Origin of the sequence: Acidisarcina polymorpha (assembly GCF_003330725.1) — a bacterium.
In the GTDB taxonomy this organism is placed as follows: Bacteria; Acidobacteriota; Terriglobia; order Terriglobales; family Acidobacteriaceae; genus Acidisarcina; species Acidisarcina polymorpha.
Map to the genome: position 1 here is coordinate 128,167 of NZ_CP030843.1, position 21,970 is coordinate 150,136.

Annotated in this window: 14 protein-coding genes and 4 pseudogenes; 8 read left to right on the top strand and 10 right to left on the bottom strand. The window is 54.7% G+C overall.

Going from position 1 to position 21,970, the window contains the following annotated elements; translation table 11 throughout:
- The first annotated feature begins 235 nt into the window (after positions 1–235).
- The 6 genes and pseudogenes from ACPOL_RS32060 to ACPOL_RS32080 all read left to right on the top strand — a co-directional run bounded on the left by ACPOL_RS32060 (position 236) and on the right by ACPOL_RS32080 (position 8,394).
- Entirely contained in the window at positions 236–3,787 is a 3,552-nt protein-coding gene (locus ACPOL_RS32060; RefSeq protein ID WP_338026815.1) for an alpha-mannosidase, read from the top strand.
- Between the two features lie 192 nt (positions 3,788–3,979).
- Positions 3,980–4,996: pseudogene (locus tag ACPOL_RS32065) on the top strand (MFS transporter).
- 6 nt (positions 4,997–5,002) lie between these two features.
- Positions 5,003–5,704, top strand: a pseudogene (locus ACPOL_RS32070) (IS6 family transposase).
- A 353-nt stretch (positions 5,705–6,057) separates the two neighbouring features.
- Positions 6,058–7,089 carry a glycoside hydrolase family 76 protein gene (locus ACPOL_RS32075; RefSeq protein ID WP_114211426.1) on the top strand — a complete coding sequence of 344 codons (1,032 nt, stop codon included), beginning with the start codon at positions 6,058–6,060 and terminating at the stop codon, positions 7,087–7,089.
- A 249-nt stretch (positions 7,090–7,338) separates the two neighbouring features.
- A pseudogene (locus ACPOL_RS36760) lies at positions 7,339–7,494 on the top strand (LacI family DNA-binding transcriptional regulator); the annotation flags it as partial.
- 27 nt (positions 7,495–7,521) lie between these two features.
- Positions 7,522–8,394: a substrate-binding domain-containing protein gene (locus tag ACPOL_RS32080; protein WP_236657622.1), complete on the top strand. Its 873-nt coding sequence runs from the start codon at positions 7,522–7,524 to the stop codon at positions 8,392–8,394.
- Positions 8,395–8,766: 372 nt separating this feature from the next.
- Here ACPOL_RS32080 and ACPOL_RS32085 read toward each other — a convergent pair whose 3' ends face one another.
- The 4 genes from ACPOL_RS32085 to ACPOL_RS32100 form a co-directional block, all read right to left on the bottom strand.
- Positions 8,767–8,946 carry a hypothetical protein gene (locus tag ACPOL_RS32085; RefSeq protein WP_114211428.1) on the bottom strand — a complete coding sequence of 60 codons (180 nt, stop codon included), beginning with the start codon at positions 8,944–8,946 and terminating at the stop codon, positions 8,767–8,769.
- Between the two features lie 10 nt (positions 8,947–8,956).
- Complete coding sequence (locus ACPOL_RS32090; RefSeq protein ID WP_236657623.1) at positions 8,957–9,970, bottom strand: ROK family protein; 1,014 nt, start codon at positions 9,968–9,970, stop codon at positions 8,957–8,959.
- 409 nt (positions 9,971–10,379) lie between these two features.
- Entirely contained in the window at positions 10,380–11,654 is a 1,275-nt protein-coding gene (locus ACPOL_RS32095) for an MFS transporter (protein WP_114211429.1), read from the bottom strand.
- A gap of 798 nt (positions 11,655–12,452) precedes the next feature.
- The gene (locus ACPOL_RS32100) at positions 12,453–13,484 is read right to left on the bottom strand and encodes an IS110 family RNA-guided transposase (protein WP_114211430.1); all 1,032 of its coding nucleotides are present in this window, start codon (positions 13,482–13,484) and stop codon (positions 12,453–12,455) included.
- A 124-nt stretch (positions 13,485–13,608) separates the two neighbouring features.
- Here ACPOL_RS32100 and ACPOL_RS32105 point away from each other — a divergent pair.
- Positions 13,609–14,388, top strand: a pseudogene (locus ACPOL_RS32105) (IS6 family transposase).
- Between the two features lie 62 nt (positions 14,389–14,450).
- On the opposite strand, the gene ACPOL_RS32110 reads toward ACPOL_RS32105, so the two are convergent.
- The 6 genes from ACPOL_RS32110 to ACPOL_RS32135 all read right to left on the bottom strand — a co-directional run bounded on the left by ACPOL_RS32110 (position 14,451) and on the right by ACPOL_RS32135 (position 20,123).
- On the bottom strand, positions 14,451–14,717 hold the full coding sequence (locus tag ACPOL_RS32110; RefSeq protein ID WP_114211431.1) for a hypothetical protein: 267 nt from the start codon (positions 14,715–14,717) through the stop codon (positions 14,451–14,453).
- Positions 14,718–14,739: 22 nt separating this feature from the next.
- Positions 14,740–15,399 (bottom strand): TMEM175 family protein, encoded by a 660-nt coding sequence (locus ACPOL_RS32115; RefSeq protein ID WP_236657624.1) that lies wholly within the window; start codon positions 15,397–15,399, stop codon positions 14,740–14,742.
- A 54-nt stretch (positions 15,400–15,453) separates the two neighbouring features.
- Entirely contained in the window at positions 15,454–16,218 is a 765-nt protein-coding gene (locus ACPOL_RS32120; protein ID WP_114211432.1) for a lysozyme inhibitor LprI family protein, read from the bottom strand.
- A gap of 66 nt (positions 16,219–16,284) precedes the next feature.
- Positions 16,285–16,806: a hypothetical protein gene (locus ACPOL_RS32125; RefSeq protein ID WP_114211433.1), complete on the bottom strand. Its 522-nt coding sequence runs from the start codon at positions 16,804–16,806 to the stop codon at positions 16,285–16,287.
- 42 nt (positions 16,807–16,848) lie between these two features.
- The gene (locus ACPOL_RS32130) at positions 16,849–19,236 is read right to left on the bottom strand and encodes an LssY C-terminal domain-containing protein (RefSeq protein WP_114211434.1); all 2,388 of its coding nucleotides are present in this window, start codon (positions 19,234–19,236) and stop codon (positions 16,849–16,851) included.
- A 116-nt stretch (positions 19,237–19,352) separates the two neighbouring features.
- Positions 19,353–20,123, bottom strand: a complete 771-nt coding sequence (locus tag ACPOL_RS32135; protein ID WP_114211435.1) for an SDR family oxidoreductase — start codon at positions 20,121–20,123, stop codon at positions 19,353–19,355.
- Between the two features lie 666 nt (positions 20,124–20,789).
- Here ACPOL_RS32135 and ACPOL_RS33865 point away from each other — a divergent pair.
- Positions 20,790–21,293 (top strand): helix-turn-helix domain-containing protein, encoded by a 504-nt coding sequence (locus tag ACPOL_RS33865; protein ID WP_161557701.1) that lies wholly within the window; start codon positions 20,790–20,792, stop codon positions 21,291–21,293.
- Positions 21,294–21,970 lie beyond the last annotated feature (677 nt).

Below are 21,970 nucleotides of genomic sequence, written 5' to 3' on the forward strand. Positions count from 1 at the left end.
GGCAAGCAAGCACAGGGCAAGACAAGTCCATGCTATATTTTATGCCATTTGACAACGCTGTCAAATCAGGAAACAATCTTCGTTTAGCACGCCGCACAATCCGGCCCGCGACGTATCCTCTTAGACCTTCGCATCAGATGCCCTAATGAACATCGCAGTCTAAAACACCCGAGGGACTTTGGACGAAAGGGAACCTGCAGCGCTTCGCCTAGTTTCGACTAACCTATGGAGATTTATGATGAGACGTCTGTGCACTGCCCTGGTCGTAACCCTGCTCCTCGATTTTGTAGCGCCGTCTGTCACAAGCGCCCAGTCTGCCGAACAGCCCGATTTGAGCACTCAACCGACCTTGTATGTGGTGGGCTACGCTCACCTGGATACGGAGTGGCGCTGGGAGTATCCGCAGGTCATCGACGAATATCTTCGTAAAACCATGGAAGACAACTTCGCATTATTGGAAAAGTATCCGCATTACACGTTCAATTTCAGCGGGGCCAATCGTTACCGCTTCATGAAGGAGTATTTTCCCGCCGACTTTGCGAAGGTGAAGACATATGTTAATGAAGGCCGATGGTTTCCGGCGGGGTCTTCGATGGAAGAGGGCGATGTGAACACGCCTAGCGCGGAAGCTATCATCCGGCAAATTCTTTATGGGAACGATTGGTTCCGCGGCGAGTTCGGCAAAGCTAGCGCGGAATACATGCTGCCGGACTGCTTTGGATTCCCAGCTTCGTTGCCGAGCATCCTGGCGCACTCGGGCGTCAGGGGCTTTTCGACGCAAAAGCTGACGTGGGGCTCATCAGTCGATATTGGTGGCCGGGACTCCCTGGAGAGAACGCCGGAGGGCACGCCGTTCAATGTGGGAGTGTGGGTGGGACCCGACGGGGAAAGTGTCCTCGCCGGCTTGAATCCAGGCGGCTATGGCGGCGACATCGACACCGACCTCAGCAAACCGCTTCCACCGACGCCGCCCAATCAAACTCTCGTGGACGCCGAAAAGAAGATTTCCGAATTGCAGCCTCGGCTCCAGGACGCCAGGAAGAATGGCCAGCCGGTGGATCGACACGACTACGAGGACCTCAATGCCGCCCGGCAAACGAGAGACGCTTTTTCCGAGTGGCAAGGGAACTATGAACTGCAGAGATTCCAGGACGATTGGGCCGCGCGCGTCGAACTCAATGGAAAGGTGACTGGACTTTTCACCGACTATCACTATTACGGCACCGGCGATATCGGCGGAGCGCCGCATGAAGCGCGGGTCAAGACGCTGGAGGCCATCGTCACGAAGGGCAAGGCATCGCTTCCGGGCCCAGGGCAGCGCGGCAGTGACGACGCCAAGACCTCGGTGCAGGTCGGCGATGGCCTGGTACACGTGATCTCGGCGACGGCGGAGCAGATGTTCCTCGACATTACGCCGAAAGAAGAGGCCGGCTTACCGCGCTACACCGGAGAGATGGAACTCACCAACCACTCAGCCGGCTCATTGACGTCGCAGGCTTATCACAAGCGTTGGATCCGGCACGAAGAACTGCTCGCGGATGCTGCGGAAAAGTCTTCCATCGCCGCTCAATTGCTGGGCGCGAAACCCTATCCGTTGGAGCGGCTCAATGGCGCCTGGACACTGGCGATGGGCGCCCACTTCCACGACCTGGCGGCCGGAACCGCTACGCCGCGCGCGTATGAGTTCGCTTGGAACGACGATGTGATCGCACTGAATCAATTTGCCGGCGTATTGAGCAGCGCTGTTGAAGGGGTCGCGGCAAGCTTGAAAACCACCGCCAAAGGAGTGCCGCTGGTGGTGTTCAATCCGCTCAATATTCCCCGGGAGGATATCGTCGAAGCGGCAGTCGCCTTTCCGAACGGAGTTCCTAAGGCCGTGGTCGTAACTGGTCCCGACGGTGCCAGTGTGCCGGCGCAAATCTCCAACGGCAAAGTAGTCTTCGTGGCCAAGATGCCATCGGTGGGTTATGCGGTCTACGATGTTCAAACCGCTGACGCGCCGGTCGCCTCGTCTTCTGCTCTCCGCGTCTTGCAGAACGAACTGGAGAACGCCTACTATCGCGTTCAGCTCAATGCGGATGGAGATGTCGCCAGCATTCTCGACAAGGGAACCGGCAAGGAGCTTCTCTCGGCGCCCGCCCGGCTGGCCATCTCCTATGACAATCCGGCGTACTGGCCGGCCTGGAACATGGATTGGGAACAGGAGCAGGCGAAGCCAAAAGAGTTTGTCTCCGGCCCGGCTCAGATTCGAATCGTTGAAGACGGGCCCGCCCGCGTTGCTGTCGAGGTCGCGCGGAATACCGCAGGATCGCACTTCGTTCAGACGATCAGCCTTGCGGCCGGCGACGGCGGAAGGCGGGTCGAGTTCGGCAACGTCATCGACTGGAAAACCAAGGAATCGAATCTCAAGGCGACCTTCCCGCTCACCGCGTCAAATGTAGTGTCTACCTACAACTGGGACATCGGCACGATCGAGCGGCCGACGGCCCAGATCAGGAAATTCGAGGTGCCGACTCACCAATGGATCGACCTTACCGATGCGAGCGGCAAGTACGGGGCGACAGTTCTGACCGACAGCAAAGTCGGATCGGACAAACCCGTAGACAACACGCTTCGCCTCACGCTCATTCGGACCCCAGGAGTCGCCGAAGGCTACCCCGATCAGGCCACGCAAGATATCGGACACCACGAGTTCGTCTACGGCATCGCGGGGCACTCAGACGACTGGCGCGTCTCGCAGACCGATTGGCAGGCGCAGCGACTCAACGCGCCGCTTCTTGTCTTCGGAACATCACAGCATGAAGGCTCGCTGGGCAAGGAGTTTTCGCTCTTGAAGATAAGCAATCCGCGCATACGGGTGCTGGCGGTTAAGAAAGCAGAACTGACCGACGAAGTCGTCGTCCGCATGGTCGAGCTCGATGGCAAGCCGCAGCTGGACGTCAAGGTCAGCTTTGCGGCGCCTATCACCGCCGCGCGCGAGGTGAATGGACAGGAGCAGCCGGTTGGATCGGCAACGATAAGCGACGGCGCGCTGGCGACCTCATTTGGCGCGTATCAGCCGCGAACCTTCGCGCTCCGTCTCGGCCCGCTCCCCTCCGGCGCGAAGGGCACGCAATCCACGCCGGTTGCCTTGCCCTACGACGTTGCCACGGCGAGCAATGATGACGATCCCTCCAGGAACGGCTTCGATGGCAAAGGCAATGCCTATCCGGCAGAGATGCTGCCGACGCAGATCCGCTTCAACGATGTCGGTTTCCAACTGGCCGCGGCCAGGACCAACACACCGAACGCGCTGGCGGCGAAGGGGCAAACCATCAAGCTCCCGGCGGGAAGCTATAACCGGATCTACCTGCTCGCGGCGTCCGCCGACGGCGATCAGAAGGCGGTTTTCAAAGTCGGAGCGCAAGAGACTGAACTGAACATCGAGGATTGGGTTGGCTTTATCGGCCAGTGGGACGACAGACGGTGGAATCCACCAGACGTATTACACGACCATTATGGCGAGATGGTGGGCCTGAAACCGGGCTTCATCAAGCGGGCGGACCTGGCCTGGTACAGCGACCATCACCACAACTTCGCTGGGAAGAACGTGGCCTATGCTTATTCCTATCTGTTCGCGTATGCCCTCGACCTTCCTGCCGGCGCAAAGACCATCAAGCTGCCCAACAATCCAAGCATTCGCATTTTGGCAATCTCACTGGCGGAAGAAAGCCCGGCGGTCACCCCGGCACGACCACTTTATGACGTTCTCCCTGCAATGGTTGCTGACGCCAATTCACATGATTGATAGTCGATGGAATTGTCGTAGTGCGCCCAGGCTGTGCTTCAACTTCGACGCCGCAGGTGCACTCAATGACTGCCTATTGCCGTTTATGAAGATGTAGCTGGAGCACAAAGCCAACTTGAAGATGAATCGATACCTGTTCAAGGGTACAGCGGTCGGCGCACTGGCGGTCTACTCTTCGGCTTCGATACGGCGGTGATTGCGGGGGCGACACACCAGTCAACCCGGGTCTACGCTTTGGTACCTTGGCAGCTGGGTTTGACGGTCGCGATCGCGCTCATCGGCACAGTGATCGGAGCCATGTCGGCGGGTGCAATCGGACAGAAGTTTGGCGGTCGTGACATGCTGCGCGCAATGGCCGTGCTTTATGTCATTTCCGCTCTAGGGTCGGTGCTGGCCTGGAGCTGGTATGCGTTGCTGGCCGCGCGCTTCATTGGCGGCCTTGGCATCGGAGGGTCCTCTGTCCTCGGGCCCGTGTATATCGCAGAACTCGCTCCCGCTCCGTGGCGCGGCCGCATGGTCGGCATGTTTTAGGTCAATATCGTGGTCGGTATTCTGTTCGCTTACTTTTCGAACTTCGCTATAGCTCAATTACACTTGGGCCCGACGGAATGGCGCTGGCAACTCGGAATTGCCTCCCTTCCGGCAATCATCTTCCTCATCATGCTCTTCGGAATCCCTCGCAGCTCCCGATGGCTTGTTACACAGGACCGAATTGACGAAGCTCGGGAAGTGCTGGAGCTGATGGGCTCGCCAAATTCCGGGGCGGAACTGAAAGAGATTGTCGATTCCATCCATACTAAGCGCGCGCATCGATCTGAGCAGCTCTTCTCCTGGAAGTATCGCAAGCCGATCTTTCTCGCCACCACGATCGGCATGTTCAATCAATTGTCGGGTATCAATGCGATTTTATACTACCTCAATGACATCTTCGCCGCGGAGGGTTTCAACAAAGTGTCCGGGAATTTGCAGGCGGTTGCCATCGGCCACGAACCTGGTCGCTACCCTTCTGGCCATGACGGTGATCGACAAGTTAGGGAGAACAAAACTGCTTCTCGTGGGGTCAGTAGGCATTGCGGTTTGTCTGGTTGGTGTGGCATAGGTGTTTTTTTTGAACTCCCATCAGGCATTACTGGTGTGGTTGTTAATGGCTTACATGGTTCTGTCGCAATAAGGCGACTTGTTATTCTTTGGACGGACGGGAGGTGTTGAAGAGCCATGAAGCAGACGATGAATCCAACGGTGGCAAAGGTATTGAAGCGGTTGCATTATCCACTGGATGTGATTCTGCTTTGTGTTCGCTGGTATAGCGCGTATCCGTTGAGCCTCCGGCATCTGGAGGAAATGATGGCCGAGCGTGGAACCTCTGTCGATCACTCGACCGTGCACCGTTGGGCGATCAAATTGTTGCCAGTCCTGGAGAAGGCGTTCCGGGGCGTCAAGCGCAAGGTGGGGAGGAGTTGGCGGATGGACGAGACCTACATCAAGGTGAAGGGCGAATGGCAGTATCTATACCGCGTCGCTGATAAGGCAGGCAAGACCGTCGATTTCTTGCTGCGGGCGCATCGCGGCAAGGCCGCGGCACGCAGGTTCTTTGAACAGGCGATCGAACGGAATGGCGCACCAGAAAAAGTAACCATCGATAAGAGTGGCTCGAATGTGGCGGCTTTGGAAACCATCAACGCCGAACGAGGGAAGCAGATCCTCGTGCGCTAGGCCAAGTATCTAAACAACATCGGTGAGCAAGACCATCGTGGGGTGAAACGTCGAACCAGACCGATGCTCGGCTTCAAGGATGTTCGCTGCGCTCGCATCCTTCTTTCCGGCATTGAACTCATGCGCATGATCAGCAAAGGACAAATGAAAACTGGCCGCAGCGGACAAACCCCTGCACAGCAGTTCTACTCCTTAGCAGCATAAGTAGCCCCACCCCATCGGCATTCCATCGTTCATATATCCTTATCGCGACAGAACCCCCTTGCTCGCCAAGTCGTCGGGTGCATATCCATTTGTGTTCTTTGCCTCGATGATGGTGTTGCAGATCGTTGTGGTGCTGTTTGCATAGCCCGAAACCAAGGGTGTGTCGCTCCAACAGTTGCAGCGGGAGTTGGGAATCGAGTGAGTCGCAAGGGCTGTTCTATTGGTAGTAATCTTTGAACTTGATCAAGACTTATTGAGAACGCTCAAGAGGTTCACGCATGTTGACTCGCATTCAAAAATCCAGAGGTCGGTCATTTGTTTGACTCGCCACCTCGCTTCTCCTTCTCTGCGTAGTGTCGAGCGGCGTCGCCTCGGCACAGGGCCCTTCTTATGGAGAACGGGCCTCTCTTGCGATAGGTACTCTTCAAACTTGGTACGACCTTGACTCGGGCTTGTACAAAACGACAGGCTGGTGGAATTCCGCAAACGCTCTCACCGTTCTTGCCGACTTTGCACGCATTGCCAAATCGCGCAAATACGATTTCGTCTTTTCAAGTACACTCTCAACCGCGCAGAAAACCTCGCCGGGATTCATCAACAAGTATTACGACGACGAAGGTTGGTGGGCACTCGCCTGGATTGATGTGTATGACCTCACCCATGATGAGCGCTACCTCGCTAGCGCCGCTTTGATCTTTGCGGACATGACGTACGGCTGGGATCAAACCTGCTCCGGTGGGATATGGTGGAGCAAAGATCGAAAGTACAAGAAGGCTATCGCAAACGAGTTGTTTCTCTCGGTCGCGGCACGGCTGGCCCTCCTGACCAGGGATCCTAGGCAGCGGACGACCTACTTGGCATGGGCCGATCGAGAGTGGCAATGGTTCGCCAATTCGGGCATGATCAATCCTCAACAGCTCGTAAACGACGGACTCACCGAATCATGTAAGAACAATCAGCGCACCGTGTGGACCTACAACCAAGGTTTGGGAGGGCTCGTCGCCTTGCACGCAGTCTCGGGTGATGCAGCTACTCTTTCTGAAGCCCACAGGATCGCCCGAGCCGCGTTGTCGTCCCTTACTGACCAGCAGGGTGTCCTTCACGACCCATGCGAACCGAAATGCGGCGGGGACGGCACGCAGTTCAAAGGTGTGTTCGCCCGAAATTTGCGAGCGCTCAATGAAGCCGACCCGAGGCCAGCTTATGACCGTTTCGTGAGGACGAATGCAGACAGCATTTGGAATCAGGTGCGTCCACCGGATTACCACCTCTGTGAAGGCTGGTCGTCAACGTCGGGGACGCCTGACGCAAGCAGTCAAAGCTCAGCTTTAGATGTCTTGGTGACCGCAGCGAAACTGTCAGCTACGACGCGTGCAATTCAGTGAAGAAGTGGGGCAAGGAAGAAGCCACTCTAGCTAATTGTTCAGGGTGGCAACGACATTCTCCTTCAGCTCGTCAGGGAGTTCGGGAGCTACGCTTGTTGAACTCGCTCTTTGATGACCGTTTTTAGGTGAACGGTAGGTGAGGCGTTGGTCTTCTAAACATCGACCGATACCTGTCGCGTAAAGCGTTACCACGCGGCCCAATCCCACTGGGCGGGTCATCTAGGATAGGCTTATACCTACAGAACACTTATGACCGCAACGCAAAATCGAAATGCCCCTACCCTCGTTGATGTTGCCCGAGAGGCAGGTGTGTCTCTAAAGACTGCTTCGCGCGTACTCAACGGAGCTTCCTCCGTCAAAGAAGACAAAACGAGCAAGGTTCGTGAGGCCATGGCTCGTCTTGGATACCGTCCGAATGAGTTGGCCCGGGGCTTGAAAGCACGCAAATCCGCAGCTATCGGAATGATTGTTGCAAATTTGTCCGATCCGTTTACCGCCAGCGCCGTTAAAGCTGTCCAGGAGGTCGCCCGGGCCAACGGACATGTGGTTATCCTGGCAAGCTCCGGAGGCTATCTTGATGTCGAGCGTTCCGAGATCGAGAGTCTTGTTGGCCGACAAATCGACGGTCTGATCATTGCTCCCGCTGACGGCCGGTCTGACAATTTTAGTGACGTGATTCCCCCTGAGCTGAAAGTTGTAACTTTCGACCAGCCCGTCAAAAACTCCCCTTTCGACGTCGTTAAGATTGCCAATCGCCGCAGCGCTAAAGAAGCGACTCAACATCTGTTGGGTCATGGTTTTCAACGAATCGTTGCGATTGGGGCCCGTCCGCATTTATACACTTGCTCCGAACGTCTGGCTGGTTATTGCGATGCTATCAGCAACGCTTCACTGGAACCACGAATGTGTTCAGTTGAACATGAAATGGCGTTGACCAGCGAATGGCTCTCGGATTCCGTCTTCAAGAAGCATAAAGCGGACGCAATCATCCCGATGAACTGGGTTTGCACAATGCTTACGCTACGCGGTCTGCGAGTTCTTGGAAAAGAACCTGGGCGCGATGTTCCCATACTTTCCTTCGATGATTTCGACTTGGCGGATATGCTCTCACCTAGCATATCCGCCGTCCGTCAACCTGCTGCGCAATTTGGCTATGAGGCGGCCAGACTGCTGTTTAACCGGCTCAATGGGCAAGCGTCGGAAAAGCGCGCATCGATTGTACTGTCGACCGAGCTCATCTTACGTGAGTCTTGCGGTTGCAACCTATCTGGCCGCCGTCATCCTGCCACGAGACCTCGACGATAACGTTCGTTTCTAATCATGGTCAGTTTCGTGTGCATCGCCGGGCGATTGGGCCTCAATGCGTACTGCGCGGAATTCCGAACAACATGATGAGGAACAGGCTCGCCGAACCGCCGCGATTGCCAGTTGCCGGGCCCCTCGCTCGTCTCCTAGTTGCAATTCGGCGATGACGAAGTTCGAGGAGTGAGCAGCAAAATGCCGATCACGATGTTCACCTGGAACATGCCCAGCCGCCGACCTCGCCAATAGCCGAGCTGTCTTCCTCAATGTACACGGGACCTAAACCGAGAATCCCGACTCCAAGCCGCCTTAAACGCGCGACCGGCAGAGTATACAAGTTTCATACAAATCCCAAAAGCGCATATAGAACGGCAATTACTCGATGTGCCGCCAAACTTCTCGCCAGTCGCCCCGGCCGAGAGCTGCGACGGAGTCGGCGAGTACGCCTGGGCCAGTTTGTGCTTTGCGCTCGTGATCGCCGCGGTATCGAAACTGAACCGCAGCCGCCCATCGCGTCAACCGCCTTACCGTTGGATAGTATCGATTGATCTTCAAGTCCGGTCCTTCATCCAGAACTGCCCTGCATCAAAGGCAACAAGCAGGCCCCGAGTAATCCTGCATCCGCGCCCAATTCGGCGCGCACCACATGTGTCTTTCGAGGAGATCGCAAACGCGAGTCGTCCTCAGTCGGCGCGTTCATGCGGTAGACGTAGCTGCGCATGCGCAACTCCACCGTCATCTGCGGAGCAAAAAGATCCCAGGCCGCCGACACTCCGCCGCCGATCACATAGAGCGGCAGGTTCAAAGTGTTCACCAATGCTCCAAGACCGATTCCCAAAGCCGTGCCGACACGCGCGAAGACGGCGAGTGCCGCAGCGTCTCCTGCGGTTGCACTTTCGGCGATGTGCCGCGCTGTCAGAATTGACGATTCGTCCGAGTCATTTGCGTCGGAGCCTCGCGATTCTTTGGCCATGCGCTTCAAACCCGTTGCTGACGCGTAGAGCTCCAGGCAGCCCCGGCTTCCGCATGGGCAAGGTTCCCCCTCAGGATCCACGCTATTGTGGCCTGCCTCTCCGCCCATCCCGTTGTGGCCGTTCCACACTTTGCCGTCGAGGATAATTCCATTGCCGACGCCCGTGCCCAACGTCAGCATGCAGAGCGATTGCGCCCCATAGGTCTTTCCGGAACCTAGACGAAATTCGGCCAGCGCCGCTAGGTTCGCATCGGACTCGATGATTGCCGGAACACCGACCCGAAGCTCGACTGCTCGGCGTAGATTGTATCCGTTGAAGCCAGGCAAGTTTGGAGGATTGCGCAAGATACCATCCGGCAGCTCCAGCGGTCCCGGAGTGCCGATGCCCAAACCGGCAAAGTTGCCTCCATGACCATGCTTGCTCAAGAGCTTCCGGATCGCCCCGCTCATGTCGTCGGCTACCGCATCCGGTCCGTCCTCCACACGAGTGGGCAGGACGATGCTGTCCGCAATCATTCCATTTGGTGTCGACTCCTCTTTATAAGTGGCGATGCGAAGGTTAGTACCGCCGAGATCCACTCCGATCGCGTAACGTTCCAAAGTCAAGTGAATACTCCTGGGAGTTGCATTTCTCATTACCAAATCGCAGACTTCTTTATATTCGACAGCTCGTGGCGGCATCCATTCCGTGCACGCGATGTGACTTGAATGAGAGCAAGCGCCTTTGATAACGAAAAGTCTCGGCAATTGCATCTCGCCATGCCGATTCAAGTCAAATGCATGAAAGATCAATATCACGTTCTGAAGCTAGGCCTTGTGCAGACCAGGAGACGTCCCGCGCGGACACCACTAGTCAATCGTAAAGGGCTCTCCATCAACGTAACCTGGGCGCTCCCGGAACTCGCACAAATATATCGATATAACTCGTTTTAGACCTACTCCGTCTGACACACAAAAGAAGAATTTCGGTTTCGAGACACCATCTTCCCTGGTCGCTTGCCACGACTGGCAGCACCTACCCGCTCCTCTCCCTATCTTGAACCGAAGCCACAGCACCTAAAACAGTATCCCGCGTTTCCGGATACCACAGCCATATCACCGCAATCTGAAGGGCCATCATCAACGCAAACAGGTAGAAGGTTCGCACCGATGAGGCATGTTGCATAATTGGGTAGACCAGAACGAGAAGAGCGTTAGCAATCCAATGCACCGAGGAGCCGTATCCTTGACCAGCACCGCGTATTCCTGGTGGAAACAATTCACTTAGATATACCCAAACCACAGTTCCCTGGGAAAACGCGAAGAAGGCGTTGTATACAGCAAAGATGGAGAGATACCACAACGCCGCCAGATGTCGCGGGATGGCAAGACCCAGGCCGATGAGGCATAAGGCCATCCCAGCTGCTCCTATGAACAAGAGCGGCTTGCGCCCCAATTTATCAACAAAGGCCATACCAAGCGTGGTTGTTACCAGGCTAAGGCAGGAAATCAGCACTGAATACGTATGCCCCGAGAACAAACCAATGCCCGCACTGGCGAGAATATCCAGCATGTACAGCAAGAGGATATTGACACCAGAGAGTTGATTAAAGATGGCGATGCTCGTTGCCAACAGGATCGAACGTGTGTTTCTCCGCTGAAACAACCTTTCTCGATTTGAGGGTCTGACGGCGTCTCCCAAATAAATGACATGAGAAGCTTCAGTTTGGACGTCCTGGACTGGAACATTGATTGGTTCTAGCGTCTTCAAACGCAGCAAGAAGAACAGAACGACGGCGGGGAACGATCCCATTCCGAGACACCACCTCCACGCTATATCAGCAGGAACTAAGTGTGCGACCGATGACCCGATGCAAAAGGCAACCAACACTCCCGCCCCAATCTCAAGCTGGAACATGCTGACGACTCGACCGCGCTGACCAATTGGAGCCGCTTCAGAAAGATAGAGTGGGCAACCAACTGTAAAACCCCCTATAGCCGTTCCGCAGAGGAATCTCATAACGAGAAGACAAATCCACTCCTCAGAGACCGGCAGACTGATTCCGAACGTCGCAACCGCGTAGAGGATAGCGCACCATGCAATCAAATTTCGTGCTCTTACCCTATCTGCAGCCCGCCCCCCGAGGAGCGACCCGAAGATGGTGCCCCATAAGGAAATCGAAATGGTCAATCCAAAAGCGGCAGAAGAAAGGCCAAAATGACCCCTGAGACTCTGGGTTGAAGAGGACAGTGCTCCGAGGTCATACCCGAAGACAAACCCACCCAGTGAACCAACGAAGGCAGCCGTCATTAGGCGCTTATTAATTTGAAGTCCCTCGATCGGACGGAATCCTTGTTACAAGGGGATATGCCTCACCGCCCGAGCTCACATGGGTATAATCCCCCGGAAACTGGATTGCCTCTGGGGATCGCCAACATGCAAGTAAGACAGTTCGCAAAGTGAGTATGATCCTTCCTGAGGATACAAAGAACTTCGAAGGATTGCCGGCGCAGAACCACCGGTAACGCACCGCGTGCCGCACTCTACGGCGACTTCGGACGGCAGCGCGTTGTACTTTTGATAGGTGATGCTCGGCCTCAATTCCGGCGGACCAGCTCGTTTGCATTATAGGGAGGAACGACGCTGGCGTTGTCGGAGTCATTAGAGAAAACGATGATCTTTCGGCACCGCGCGCGAACTCCCCTGCCGAAAGCATCTGTGAGGTCTGAGCTTCAAATTCCGCGATTCGCGACATGATTTGAAAAGAGAGGGAGCCTAAACTCCCTCTTTGGGAGGTAAAAACTGACTTCGAAAAGACAGCCAATGAAGTGATGGTAGTGTTTGATGACAACGCTGTCAATTGGTCAAATACTTATTCGATCAGCCTTTTTTTGACCTGTAACGCGCCCAAGGGCTCTGTTGATGATGAGATACGCCGCGTTCCTGTCCTGATAAGTTTCTCGGCTTCGAAGAGCCATTTGCAACATCAGGTTTCAGGTCCGCCGTTTGACTGTTCTTCATCCTGACTATTCCGGTGCAGACCTCGGTGGGTGAGCTTTAGATATCAAAAGCTACGGTGAAGTGGTGCGAACGCCTTTTGGTGCCTGATTATGAGGCCATCGGTGCGGGGAATGCTCGATACTCGTTACCGCTCGACAACACAGCCCACGCGATTCGGGCGAGTTTGTTCGCTACGGCCACAACCAGGACATTTCTTGGAGCCCTTGCCTCGAGCGCGCTCATCCATTGGCCCATCTGAACGCGGTCTCGCTTAGAATTCAGGACGACAGAGCGTGCTCCGTGGATCAGGATCTTCCGCAGGTACTGGTTGCCGCGCTTACTTATCCCAAGCAACATTGCCTTACCGCCGGTTGAGTGCTGTCTTGGCACCCGACCCATCCACGCTGCGAACTCGCGTCCTTTGTGAAAGGCCGCACCGTTGCCGATCGCTGCAACGATGGCGGTTGCAATCAGCGGACCGATGCCGGGTATCTCTCGTAGCCGCCGACATGCTTCGTCACTTGAAGCAATTTGCTCTACCTCAAGGTTCAGCAGATCGAGTTGCTGCTCCAGTTCCTTCCACTCCTCCCACAGAGAAGAGAGCAGATTACGCATGCGCGGGGTGATATTCTCGTCCGCATTCTCCAGCACATCGGGCATCCGCTCGCGTAGACGAATCGGACTCTTCGCGAAGACCACACCACGCTCCAGAAGAAAGGCCCGTATTTGGTTGATCACAGCGGTTTTTCGAGCTATGAGACGATCCCGCACACGGTGCAGTGCCTGAAGATCAAGCTGATCATCTGTTTTGATCGGAACGAAACGCATGTTCTTGCGATCGACCGCCTCAGCAATCGCTTCTGCATCGAGGAAGTCGTTCTTATTGGACTTGACGAATGGCTTTACAAACTGAGCTGGGATCAGCTTTACATCGTGGCCCTGCGCTCGCAATGCTCGGCTTAGGAAGTGCGCGCCGGAGCATGCTTCCATCCCAATTAGAGAGGTCTGTAGGTTGGCTGTGAAGGTAATCAGCTGCTTCTGCGTAAACTTCTTTTTGAGCAGCACCTTGCCGTCATCGCTCAGTGCCACCAGGTGAAAGGTCGTTTTGCCAAGATCGATGCCAATCGAACGAATCTGCATGTCGATGATCCTCCTTGAACCTGCCAACAAGATCACTCATCCTCAACGGAAGATCAAGCGGCGGACCATCTCATTAGTTTTTGATGTGTCGTGAGAATGAGCTGAACGCGAGCGGAGCTTAGACATGTCAGATTTTAAATGGCGTCAATTTGAAGGAGCGGTCCTTTGGGCGGTGCGCTGGTACTGTCGGTATGGCATCAGCTATCCGGACATCGAGCAGATGATGGGCGAACGTGGCGTGAGCGTCGATCATTCCACCATCTACCGCTGGGTTCAAAGGTATGCGCCTGAGATAGAGAAACGGCTGCGCTGGCAGTGGCGGCGCCCACAATCCACGAGCTGGCGAGTCGATGAGACGTACGTGAAAGTTCGCGGCCAGTGGACCTATCTCTACCGGGCGTTGGACAAGCAGGGGGAAACGATCGATTTCTATCTTTCGCCAACACGGAACGCCAAAGCGGCTAAACGCTTCCTCGGCAAGGCCCTGAACGGTTTGAAGGACTGAAGGACTGGGAGAAGCCAATGGTGATCAATACGGACAAAGCGACGGCCTATGGTGTTGCGATCTCAGAACTGAAGAACTGAAGGCCGAAGGCAAATGTCCTCAGACAACGATGCATCGACAGGTCAAGTACTTGAACAACGTCATCGAGGCCGATCATGGCAAGCTGAAGCAACTCATCCGTCCAGTACGAGGTTTTAAGACACTGAAGACTGCTTATGCGACGATCAGAGGGTTTGAGGTAATGCGTGCCTACGGAAGGGCCAGGCGGCAGTCTTCAATCTCACGCGTGACATCTGCGGCGAGGTGCGCATCGTCGAACGCGGTTTCGGCATTGGCGCTTGTGCTCCCGCGGAGGCCGTTGCGCTCATCGATGAAAAACCCACACTTCAGACTGCTTGACCCACGGCGGGGAAACGCCTCGAACGCTCTGCGTCTTGACTTTAATCTTGCAACAGAGCCCCCTATTTAACGGAGAGTTTCCCATAGAGTATGACTGCGATGAGCGTCGGAAGCAGAAATGCTAGCAAGAAGACTGGAAGCTCTTCATGAAACGAATATCCGGCTCTGCATACTCCGACATAAAAGTTCACGCCGGCCGCTACAAGCCAGATCGGAATGAAGATCAGAGACGCAATCACCATCCCTCTTGACGACGCAGCTAAGCGACCGACGAATAAGCAGACCGCTAGCAGGGCCAAGCCGGACAAGAGAACTTTCAGTGTATGCATGCAATTACCTTCCAGAAGGTGTTTAGCGTCGTTGCTGTCTTACCTGAGTCAGCGAAAGATTGGGCAGCGTCCATATGAACGTTAAAAGAGCAATAAAGCAAAGGATTAGTTTAGGAAAGAAGGGCGCCAACACGGCGCTACTGAAGTACAAACATATGCTGACAACGTGATTTCGTAGCCCTCTCCGGTCTTCGTCAGTGACCTCGTCCCGACCGCTCAATATCCCGTGCAATGCGAGACGAACCCACATGAAAGATAACGCGACGATGAGCAGTGAGGTAGCATAAAACGAGACAGCAAAACCGGACAGTTGCTTTTCCACGACGTAAGCGGTGCTGAGCGGTAGCAGCGATAAACAGAAAAGGAATCCAAGGTTGGCAATCTGCAGCGAGTGGTCAGCGCGCTCGGTACGTCGGATGATGTGCTGGTGATTCAACCAGTAAATACCGGTGAAGCCAAATGACATCAGGTACACAGACAGACCAGGTGTGAGAGTCCGTAGGCCTTCGAAACCCTCGGCATGGGGGACCTTGATCTCCAGCACCATGACGGTGATGATGACTGCAATCACACCATCCGAAAATGCTTCCAACCGCGCTGGTGTTGGTGTTTTCTCCGACATAGTGTTCCGCTTCAGGCCGGCATCCGGCAGAACGATGTTCGTCAGCTCCTGACCCTGCATGAACTCTTATTAGTAGAGCGGTTTCCGAATCGCTCTACTGAGCAGCGAAGTAGATCAACTCTTGCCTTGAGCCGTGCGAGAAGCGCGGTAGTAAACGCCACAGACGCCAAAGACGAGGCTGTTTTGGCCCGTAAGCATCACCGTCTCGCCCGGAACGGCAGCACAACATTCAGCCGATTTGTCATACACGGATGCATCAGGGTGCTGTATTTCGATTTGCTGTACAGTCGTTGAATTGATGCCCAGTTGGTGGAAGTCTACCGATCCGGCACTTCCGCTGTTGTCAGCAGCAAAATCTTTCCTTTGCACCGTGCTCGTCGTGCTTCCCGAATTGCTGATCGTCTTGCCATTCCACGCGAAAGAGTCTGCGCGGTATTTCAAGGTGGTGCCAACGAGAGCGTTGGCCTGCTTTTGATCCCAGCAACTCACATTCTGCGTCGGCAAGACTTTGCCGATTGTCCATTTCCCCCAGAGTTGACGTGGGATTGGTGAGCTCGTCTTTGGAGAGCCTGCGTTTGTTTGAGAACCGTTCTGGGCGATCTGTTGCTGAAGCTCATCGACCCGAGCTGTCGTCGCTTGCGCCAGGCAGCTCACATCCTTGTTGCATTTCGCGTCACGTTCCTTGATCCAACCCCGTTCTTGATCCCGCAACGCACTCACTGCTGAGGAGTCATTGCGTAGTTGAGCCACCCGCTCCTGATAGATTTGGTTAAGTCGGGCATCCGCCTGGCCCAATCGACTTGCGTCCTGAGCTGTGAGACCGACAGCAGTCCACAAAAGCATGACTGAGACGGCTTTGCAGTTTCTAAAAGCGAACATGATCTGCCTCCAGGTTCTTGGCCATGTGATTAGCCACCTATTGCGTCTTGCCACTGCCAATATCTCCTACTTGCAAAAACATTTCGCCTGCCATGCACATTGGGCAGGGCGGTCGCTCAACTTGGCGAAGTCCGATCCTTGTTTGCAGGTGGCCTGTTTCCCACCGTCGCAACTGACACTGCATCCAGAACAGCCATCGGTCGGGCCAACCCGGCAAGAGGTTGGGCCCGAAGATGCTGGCGGAGGCGCAGAGTTCTGACTCACATGACTGGTTCCCAGAATGACGCCGACGCCCTCCGCGAATCGCCGACCGGGATTTTGCCGGCACCATTCCTGCACATTCCGCGCACTATCGCTGAGTGCAGCTGCTGGCAGATCGACTCCAGCATTAGGGTTTGTCGCGCTGGCATAGCCAGCGATGTAGGCAAAAAAGACGTCTTGCTTCGCTGTGTCGCTCTTGGTTCCCGTATAGTCAGAGCAATTGGCTCCTGCGACCGGTGAGACTCCCGATTGTGCGTGGGCGCCGCTTTCGATCCCACTGAAAACAAGCAGGCAGTACGCAAGAAGTCCTGTCGTGTAACGAATCATCACATCCTCCTTTATGTCCAACAGAATTTTCACAAGCAACTTTCAAAACGAAACTCCAAAGCCAGCAGAAAAGCGCTGTTGTCGAAGTGGTCCCGCACTTTGGTATGTACCCGGTGCAACTGTAAGGACGCCAGGACCAAGAATAGTTTCGAGATCGGGCAGCGATTTCTTCCACCAGTTGGGCTGCGGCGAGAGCGTCTCCTTGAAGTCACTGCAGATAAACCATCGCGGCGTGACTTGATACTTGAAACCGGCTCCGTACTGAAGGCCGGACTGGAAGATTCCACCGCCCTCGAGCGGTGGCTTTGAACCGAAGTTGTAGGCGTCGACGATGATTCCTACATCCTTCACCGTAAACTTCAAGATGGCATTCTTAGAAGGCTTGGAATCCGAGAGGCGAATCAACTGAAAGTCCGGCCCGATAGACACGTATGGGCGGAAGCGCTTTCCGTTCGGAGTTGGATGAATTAGCACGTTGTAGGTGAACTGACGCACCTGGCCGTCAAAATAAACTACGCTAGCGCCGTTGAAGAGCGGATTGCCGGTAACCACTTCGGTGATGGTTAATGGAGCCTGGTTGTAGCTGTAGCCAAACTCGTTGGAGATGTATTTCCAGGAGTCCAGAGTCGAATTCACCGAGATGTTCCAGCCGGTGTGAAGCTGGTTGATATTCGCCGAGTTGAAAGGACCACCGTAGGGAGGCGGTTCGTCCAAGTTATACACAAGGTTCTGAGTCGAGAAAGCGGAGTTGCCGAACCGAGAGTAGCCACCGCTGACGCTGAAATTAAGCCGGGTCTTATAGGTTCGCTCAACACCGGGGAGGTGATAGGAGGGAGTCGAAAAGCCAGCGTCTTTGAGGCCGCCTTTTGACGAGCTTGCCCCAGGTCTCGATACGACCTCATATTCTTCCCCCGCTATATTAAGAACCTTAGGCTGCAGCGGGTCGGTCGGTCCCTCGGGTTTCTTACGCAAATTAATCAGCATCTTCGTTCCGGCGTAGCCCTGGTAAACGATGTTGCCGCGCAGGAAATCATCCCTCATATAGAGGATGAAATCCCGGCCAACGCGTTCGGTCAAGGGGGCCTTGGTTTGCACCATGGGTGCAGCTGCCGCTGGTGTGTCGGCGCGGACAGGGGAGCTGCAGCTGTTCATGCGCACAATCGCGATCCGGCCGTCGGTCGTGAGCTTATCCCCGGTTGCGTTCTTTGCGTCGAGTGGAACCCATGGTCGGTCCAGATAGCTGACCCCATCAACGCATCCGGTTAGCAGTAGGTCATCGATGACCTTACTTCTTTCCTGGTCGATGTTTTCGTCAATCAGATGAATCAGCCGCTTGTTTTTCTTGTCTATGCCTATACCGGAGTCGTGCGTCGCGGTGGAGGAGAAGAGGGGCTCACCGTCAAAGGTTCCTGTCTGCGCATAGATCCGCAGATGGTCGCGTTTAAAAAACGTGTCGAGAGACTTCGAAAAAGTCGCCGCGGGCTGTTTGCCGTCCAAAAGTAGCGTCGAGACAGGGCCCTCTTTGTAGCCTTGGTCTTCTATGACTGACCGCATGACGCCAAAACTGGACTGTGCATTGAGAGAGTCAGAGGCGCTCCATCCTGCGGCGGCGAATGCACGCTCGATTGCATCCTGCTGACCGATATAAAGCAGAGAGACAAGATCCGACTCGAAAACGGGCGAAACGGTCGTCGTACGAAAAGGCAGCGGACGAACTATGCCCGTAAGTTCGGTCACCTGCGATGGGTTTGACAGAGCGGGTGACGGATTGGGAAAAACCGTTGAAACGTTCAGCGGAGCATGCAAGGTGAGGTGGAGTTCCGTGCCGGCCGGGAGAATGATTTCGGACTCCGGAATGCGGAAGGCGCTGACGCTGGCGGATGCAGCAAAGAGCTGCGACATCGGGTCGAAGCTGGCGGCGGAGATAGCGAAGCCGCTAATGATCTTAGAGGCGGTCGCCGTCGCACGAATGCCATGAATTTTGCCTTGCAGATCGACGGTCTCTCGTGAATTGTTCAGCTCCGAGACGAGCGCATTGATTGTCTGCGGTTGGCCGCCCGGGACGGTGATGGTCTCCCACTTGAGATCGAGGGATGCAGTCTCCGATCCGAACCCGACTCCCACCCGACCCACTGCCGCCAACGTTCCATGTAGGTCGGATTCCAGAGGAAGGACAATCTTTCCGTCGATTTCGACTGGAGAAATCAGGATCGCCGAGACGGGAGTTCCGGGCTTACTGCCAAATGAGGAGATGTTCTGGGTGAGCCGAATCTGGAGCACAGTCCTTGGCGGTACTAAGTAGCCTCCAGCCGCGGCAGCGTCTACATTGGCGGGGGCGCTAACCGGACTCTGCGAGTGAGCGAAGCCCACCGTGCAAGCCCAGAGAATCAGGAAGGTAAAGGTATGTAGAAAGTGCTTCGAGGACAACATAGCCAAATCCTTGTCTCACATTGGGAACTAAGTCGATTCGTAGAGGTATTCGTGTCGTGCGGTGAGAAAGGATAGTGCACCGCTGATCTCGCGGAGATCAGCGGGAAAGTCGTGGTTCATCTGGTCGTATAGCCACCATTTGCAAAAATGGTCTGGCCTGTGATCCACCAGCCGTCCGTAGCTAGAAAAGTGACGACCGGCGCGATATCGGCAAGGTCTGTCAGGCCAGTCTTCGTGTATTTGCTCAACGCCGCGGCGTTTTGATTGTAGGCAGCTGACTCCTTCGTCTCTTGACCGTAGAAGAATGGAGTCTCCATGGGCCCAGGTCCAATCGAGTTTACAGAAATGCCTCGTACTCCAAATTCTTTCGAAGCGGCGCGGGTGAAGTGCTCGATCGGTGCCTTGCTACCTGGATAAATCGCGTAGGAGTCCGTGTACGCAGCGAGCAACGAGGTCACGATGGTGATGATCTTTCCTCGTTCATTCAATTTCTTGCCAGCAGCTTGCATAAAGAAAAACGCGATTTTTGAATTAATCGCAAAGATATTGTCATAGTCTTTTTCTGTGCAATCCTCAATCGGCTTCTTGATCACCATTCCAGTCGTGTTTACGGCGACGTCAATTCCACCGAAGCGATTTATCGTTTCATCAAAAACGCGGGCAATCTCGCCAGACTTGGTGAGATCGGCTCGAATCGAAAAAGCTTCACTACCAGAATCTTCGATATAGGCGATGGTCTCGTCAGCCGCTGTTTGAGTGGCTGCGCTGTTGTAGTGAACCGCTACCTTTGCCCCTAAATCCGCCAGCTCCCTGCTCACGAGACCGCCAAGATTTTTAGCTCCTCCGGCGACGAGGGCGACTTTGCCATTCAATTTCTGATTAGCCATTCGTCGAAGCTCCTTATATATGGTGATTACGTAAGTATCTGTCTCTGCAGTTTCCAAGCAGTGCACTATGAAATACGTCTGGCTGGGACGCTGAGCGATGCTCACCACTCACTTTCGCGCGTCAACAGATTTTCGGACAAATCAGGGCTCGCTGTCTTTCAGAATCTCCACGGCACCTTTCAAAATCTCCGCTAGAATTATGGGGATAAGAGATCACCCGAAAGGTGTCATTCACTCATGCTTTTCGATCCCCACTCTTCTACATGGACAGACGTGTCGGTCGGCGAGCGGAGACCTCTCTCGCAGTCTCACTGGCCTGGAGGCAAGTTCTCATGGACAGTCGAGAACATCTCTCAACAGACCATTTGGTCGATCAAAAGAGAAAAACACACGGTCATCGTGCATCTAGGTGGCCCGATTCGTAGGATCGAGACCGAGCTGAATGGGAAAGGCTTGTCACCTGGTTTGCCACTTGCTGGCGACATCTGGATCATTCCCGCCGGCCACAGCTATCAAAGTGAAGCATTGGGGGGGACCATCCGGTACGCGGAGCTTGAGTTCGACCAAACAATCTTGTCAGCGTTGACGGAACGAAACGTCGATGTTCGGCCGATAACATATCAGATTGGCCACAGTGACTCATTTCTTCATCGTTCAGCAGTGCGATTGGCACAGCTGACGCAGCATGTCGACGATCTGTCCGCCTTGACATCTGCGAGCCTTGGTCATACGCTGTTGCTTCACTTCTTCACTACATATCCGGGAAAATACAATATGGTTCGGCGGCTGACCCCCCGCAATCAATTCAATGCTCATCAAAGAAAACTTCTCAAAGAATTCATTGCGGATCACCTGCAGGGATCCATCATGCTCACCGAGCTGGCCAGCGTAGTACAAATGACATCGCACGAGCTGCTCGAAGCCTTCCGCCACGCATTTGGCACGACTCCAGCCCAATACATTATTGAGCAGCGTCTCCGACGTGCACGTGCGGCATTGTTAGCAGGCAACAAGACTATTGCGACTGTTGCGTCAGAATCAGGCTTTGCGAGTCATGCGCATCTCACCAGTACGTTTTCCGCAAGGTTCGGAATGACCCCTTCTCAATTCCGAGCGTCGAAATTTACGGGAAAGGTTCTTCGCACATCTCGTCTTCAATCGCAGACGTAGGCTCCAGAAGATGTATATTCTGGCGGTAGTGCAGAAAGTGTCGAATGTTCGTAGCTTCAGCAAGGAAGCGTTTCGCAGCCGGTTAGCGCTCTTAGAGTGAAAGGTAACCATTGGCGATGCTGGCTGGCCCATCGTAATTCCGCATCTTGTCATCAGGTGCAACGGAAATTGCACACATGGTGTGCTCAGCGCTTTTGGGGATCGGAATCGAGCCGCTTCGAAACCAAGAATACTTGGACCCCAGTCATTGAACACTCCTCCATGGAGGCATCATGCAACACGATTGCTTGAATAGTATCACCAGAGCGGCTCACAAATGTGACCAGGTAGACTTGGTGCCAGAGATCGGTATTCAACCTTTCAGATGCCAGTCTGGTGGTCCTAGTCTTTGACGAAACGATCACTTCCGGTTTCAAAATTCCATCGTTCTTCAACAAGGTTTGAGCCATACTCGTGGGCCAACCCCCACCACAATTTGGGCCGTGGCTTTTTCCAGACTGTGAAGCAGCATTGATGCTGGAAGCCAGAAGGAGTAAAGAAAGAAGCCTCGTCATATGGTGCCCTTCATGCTCGTTAACGGTCCGATCCCTCACCTAGTATCTAACGAACCGACATCAGACGTAATGATGCCGCTAGTATTGCATGCACACTGTAGAGATCCAGGCGCTTCTTTTCTA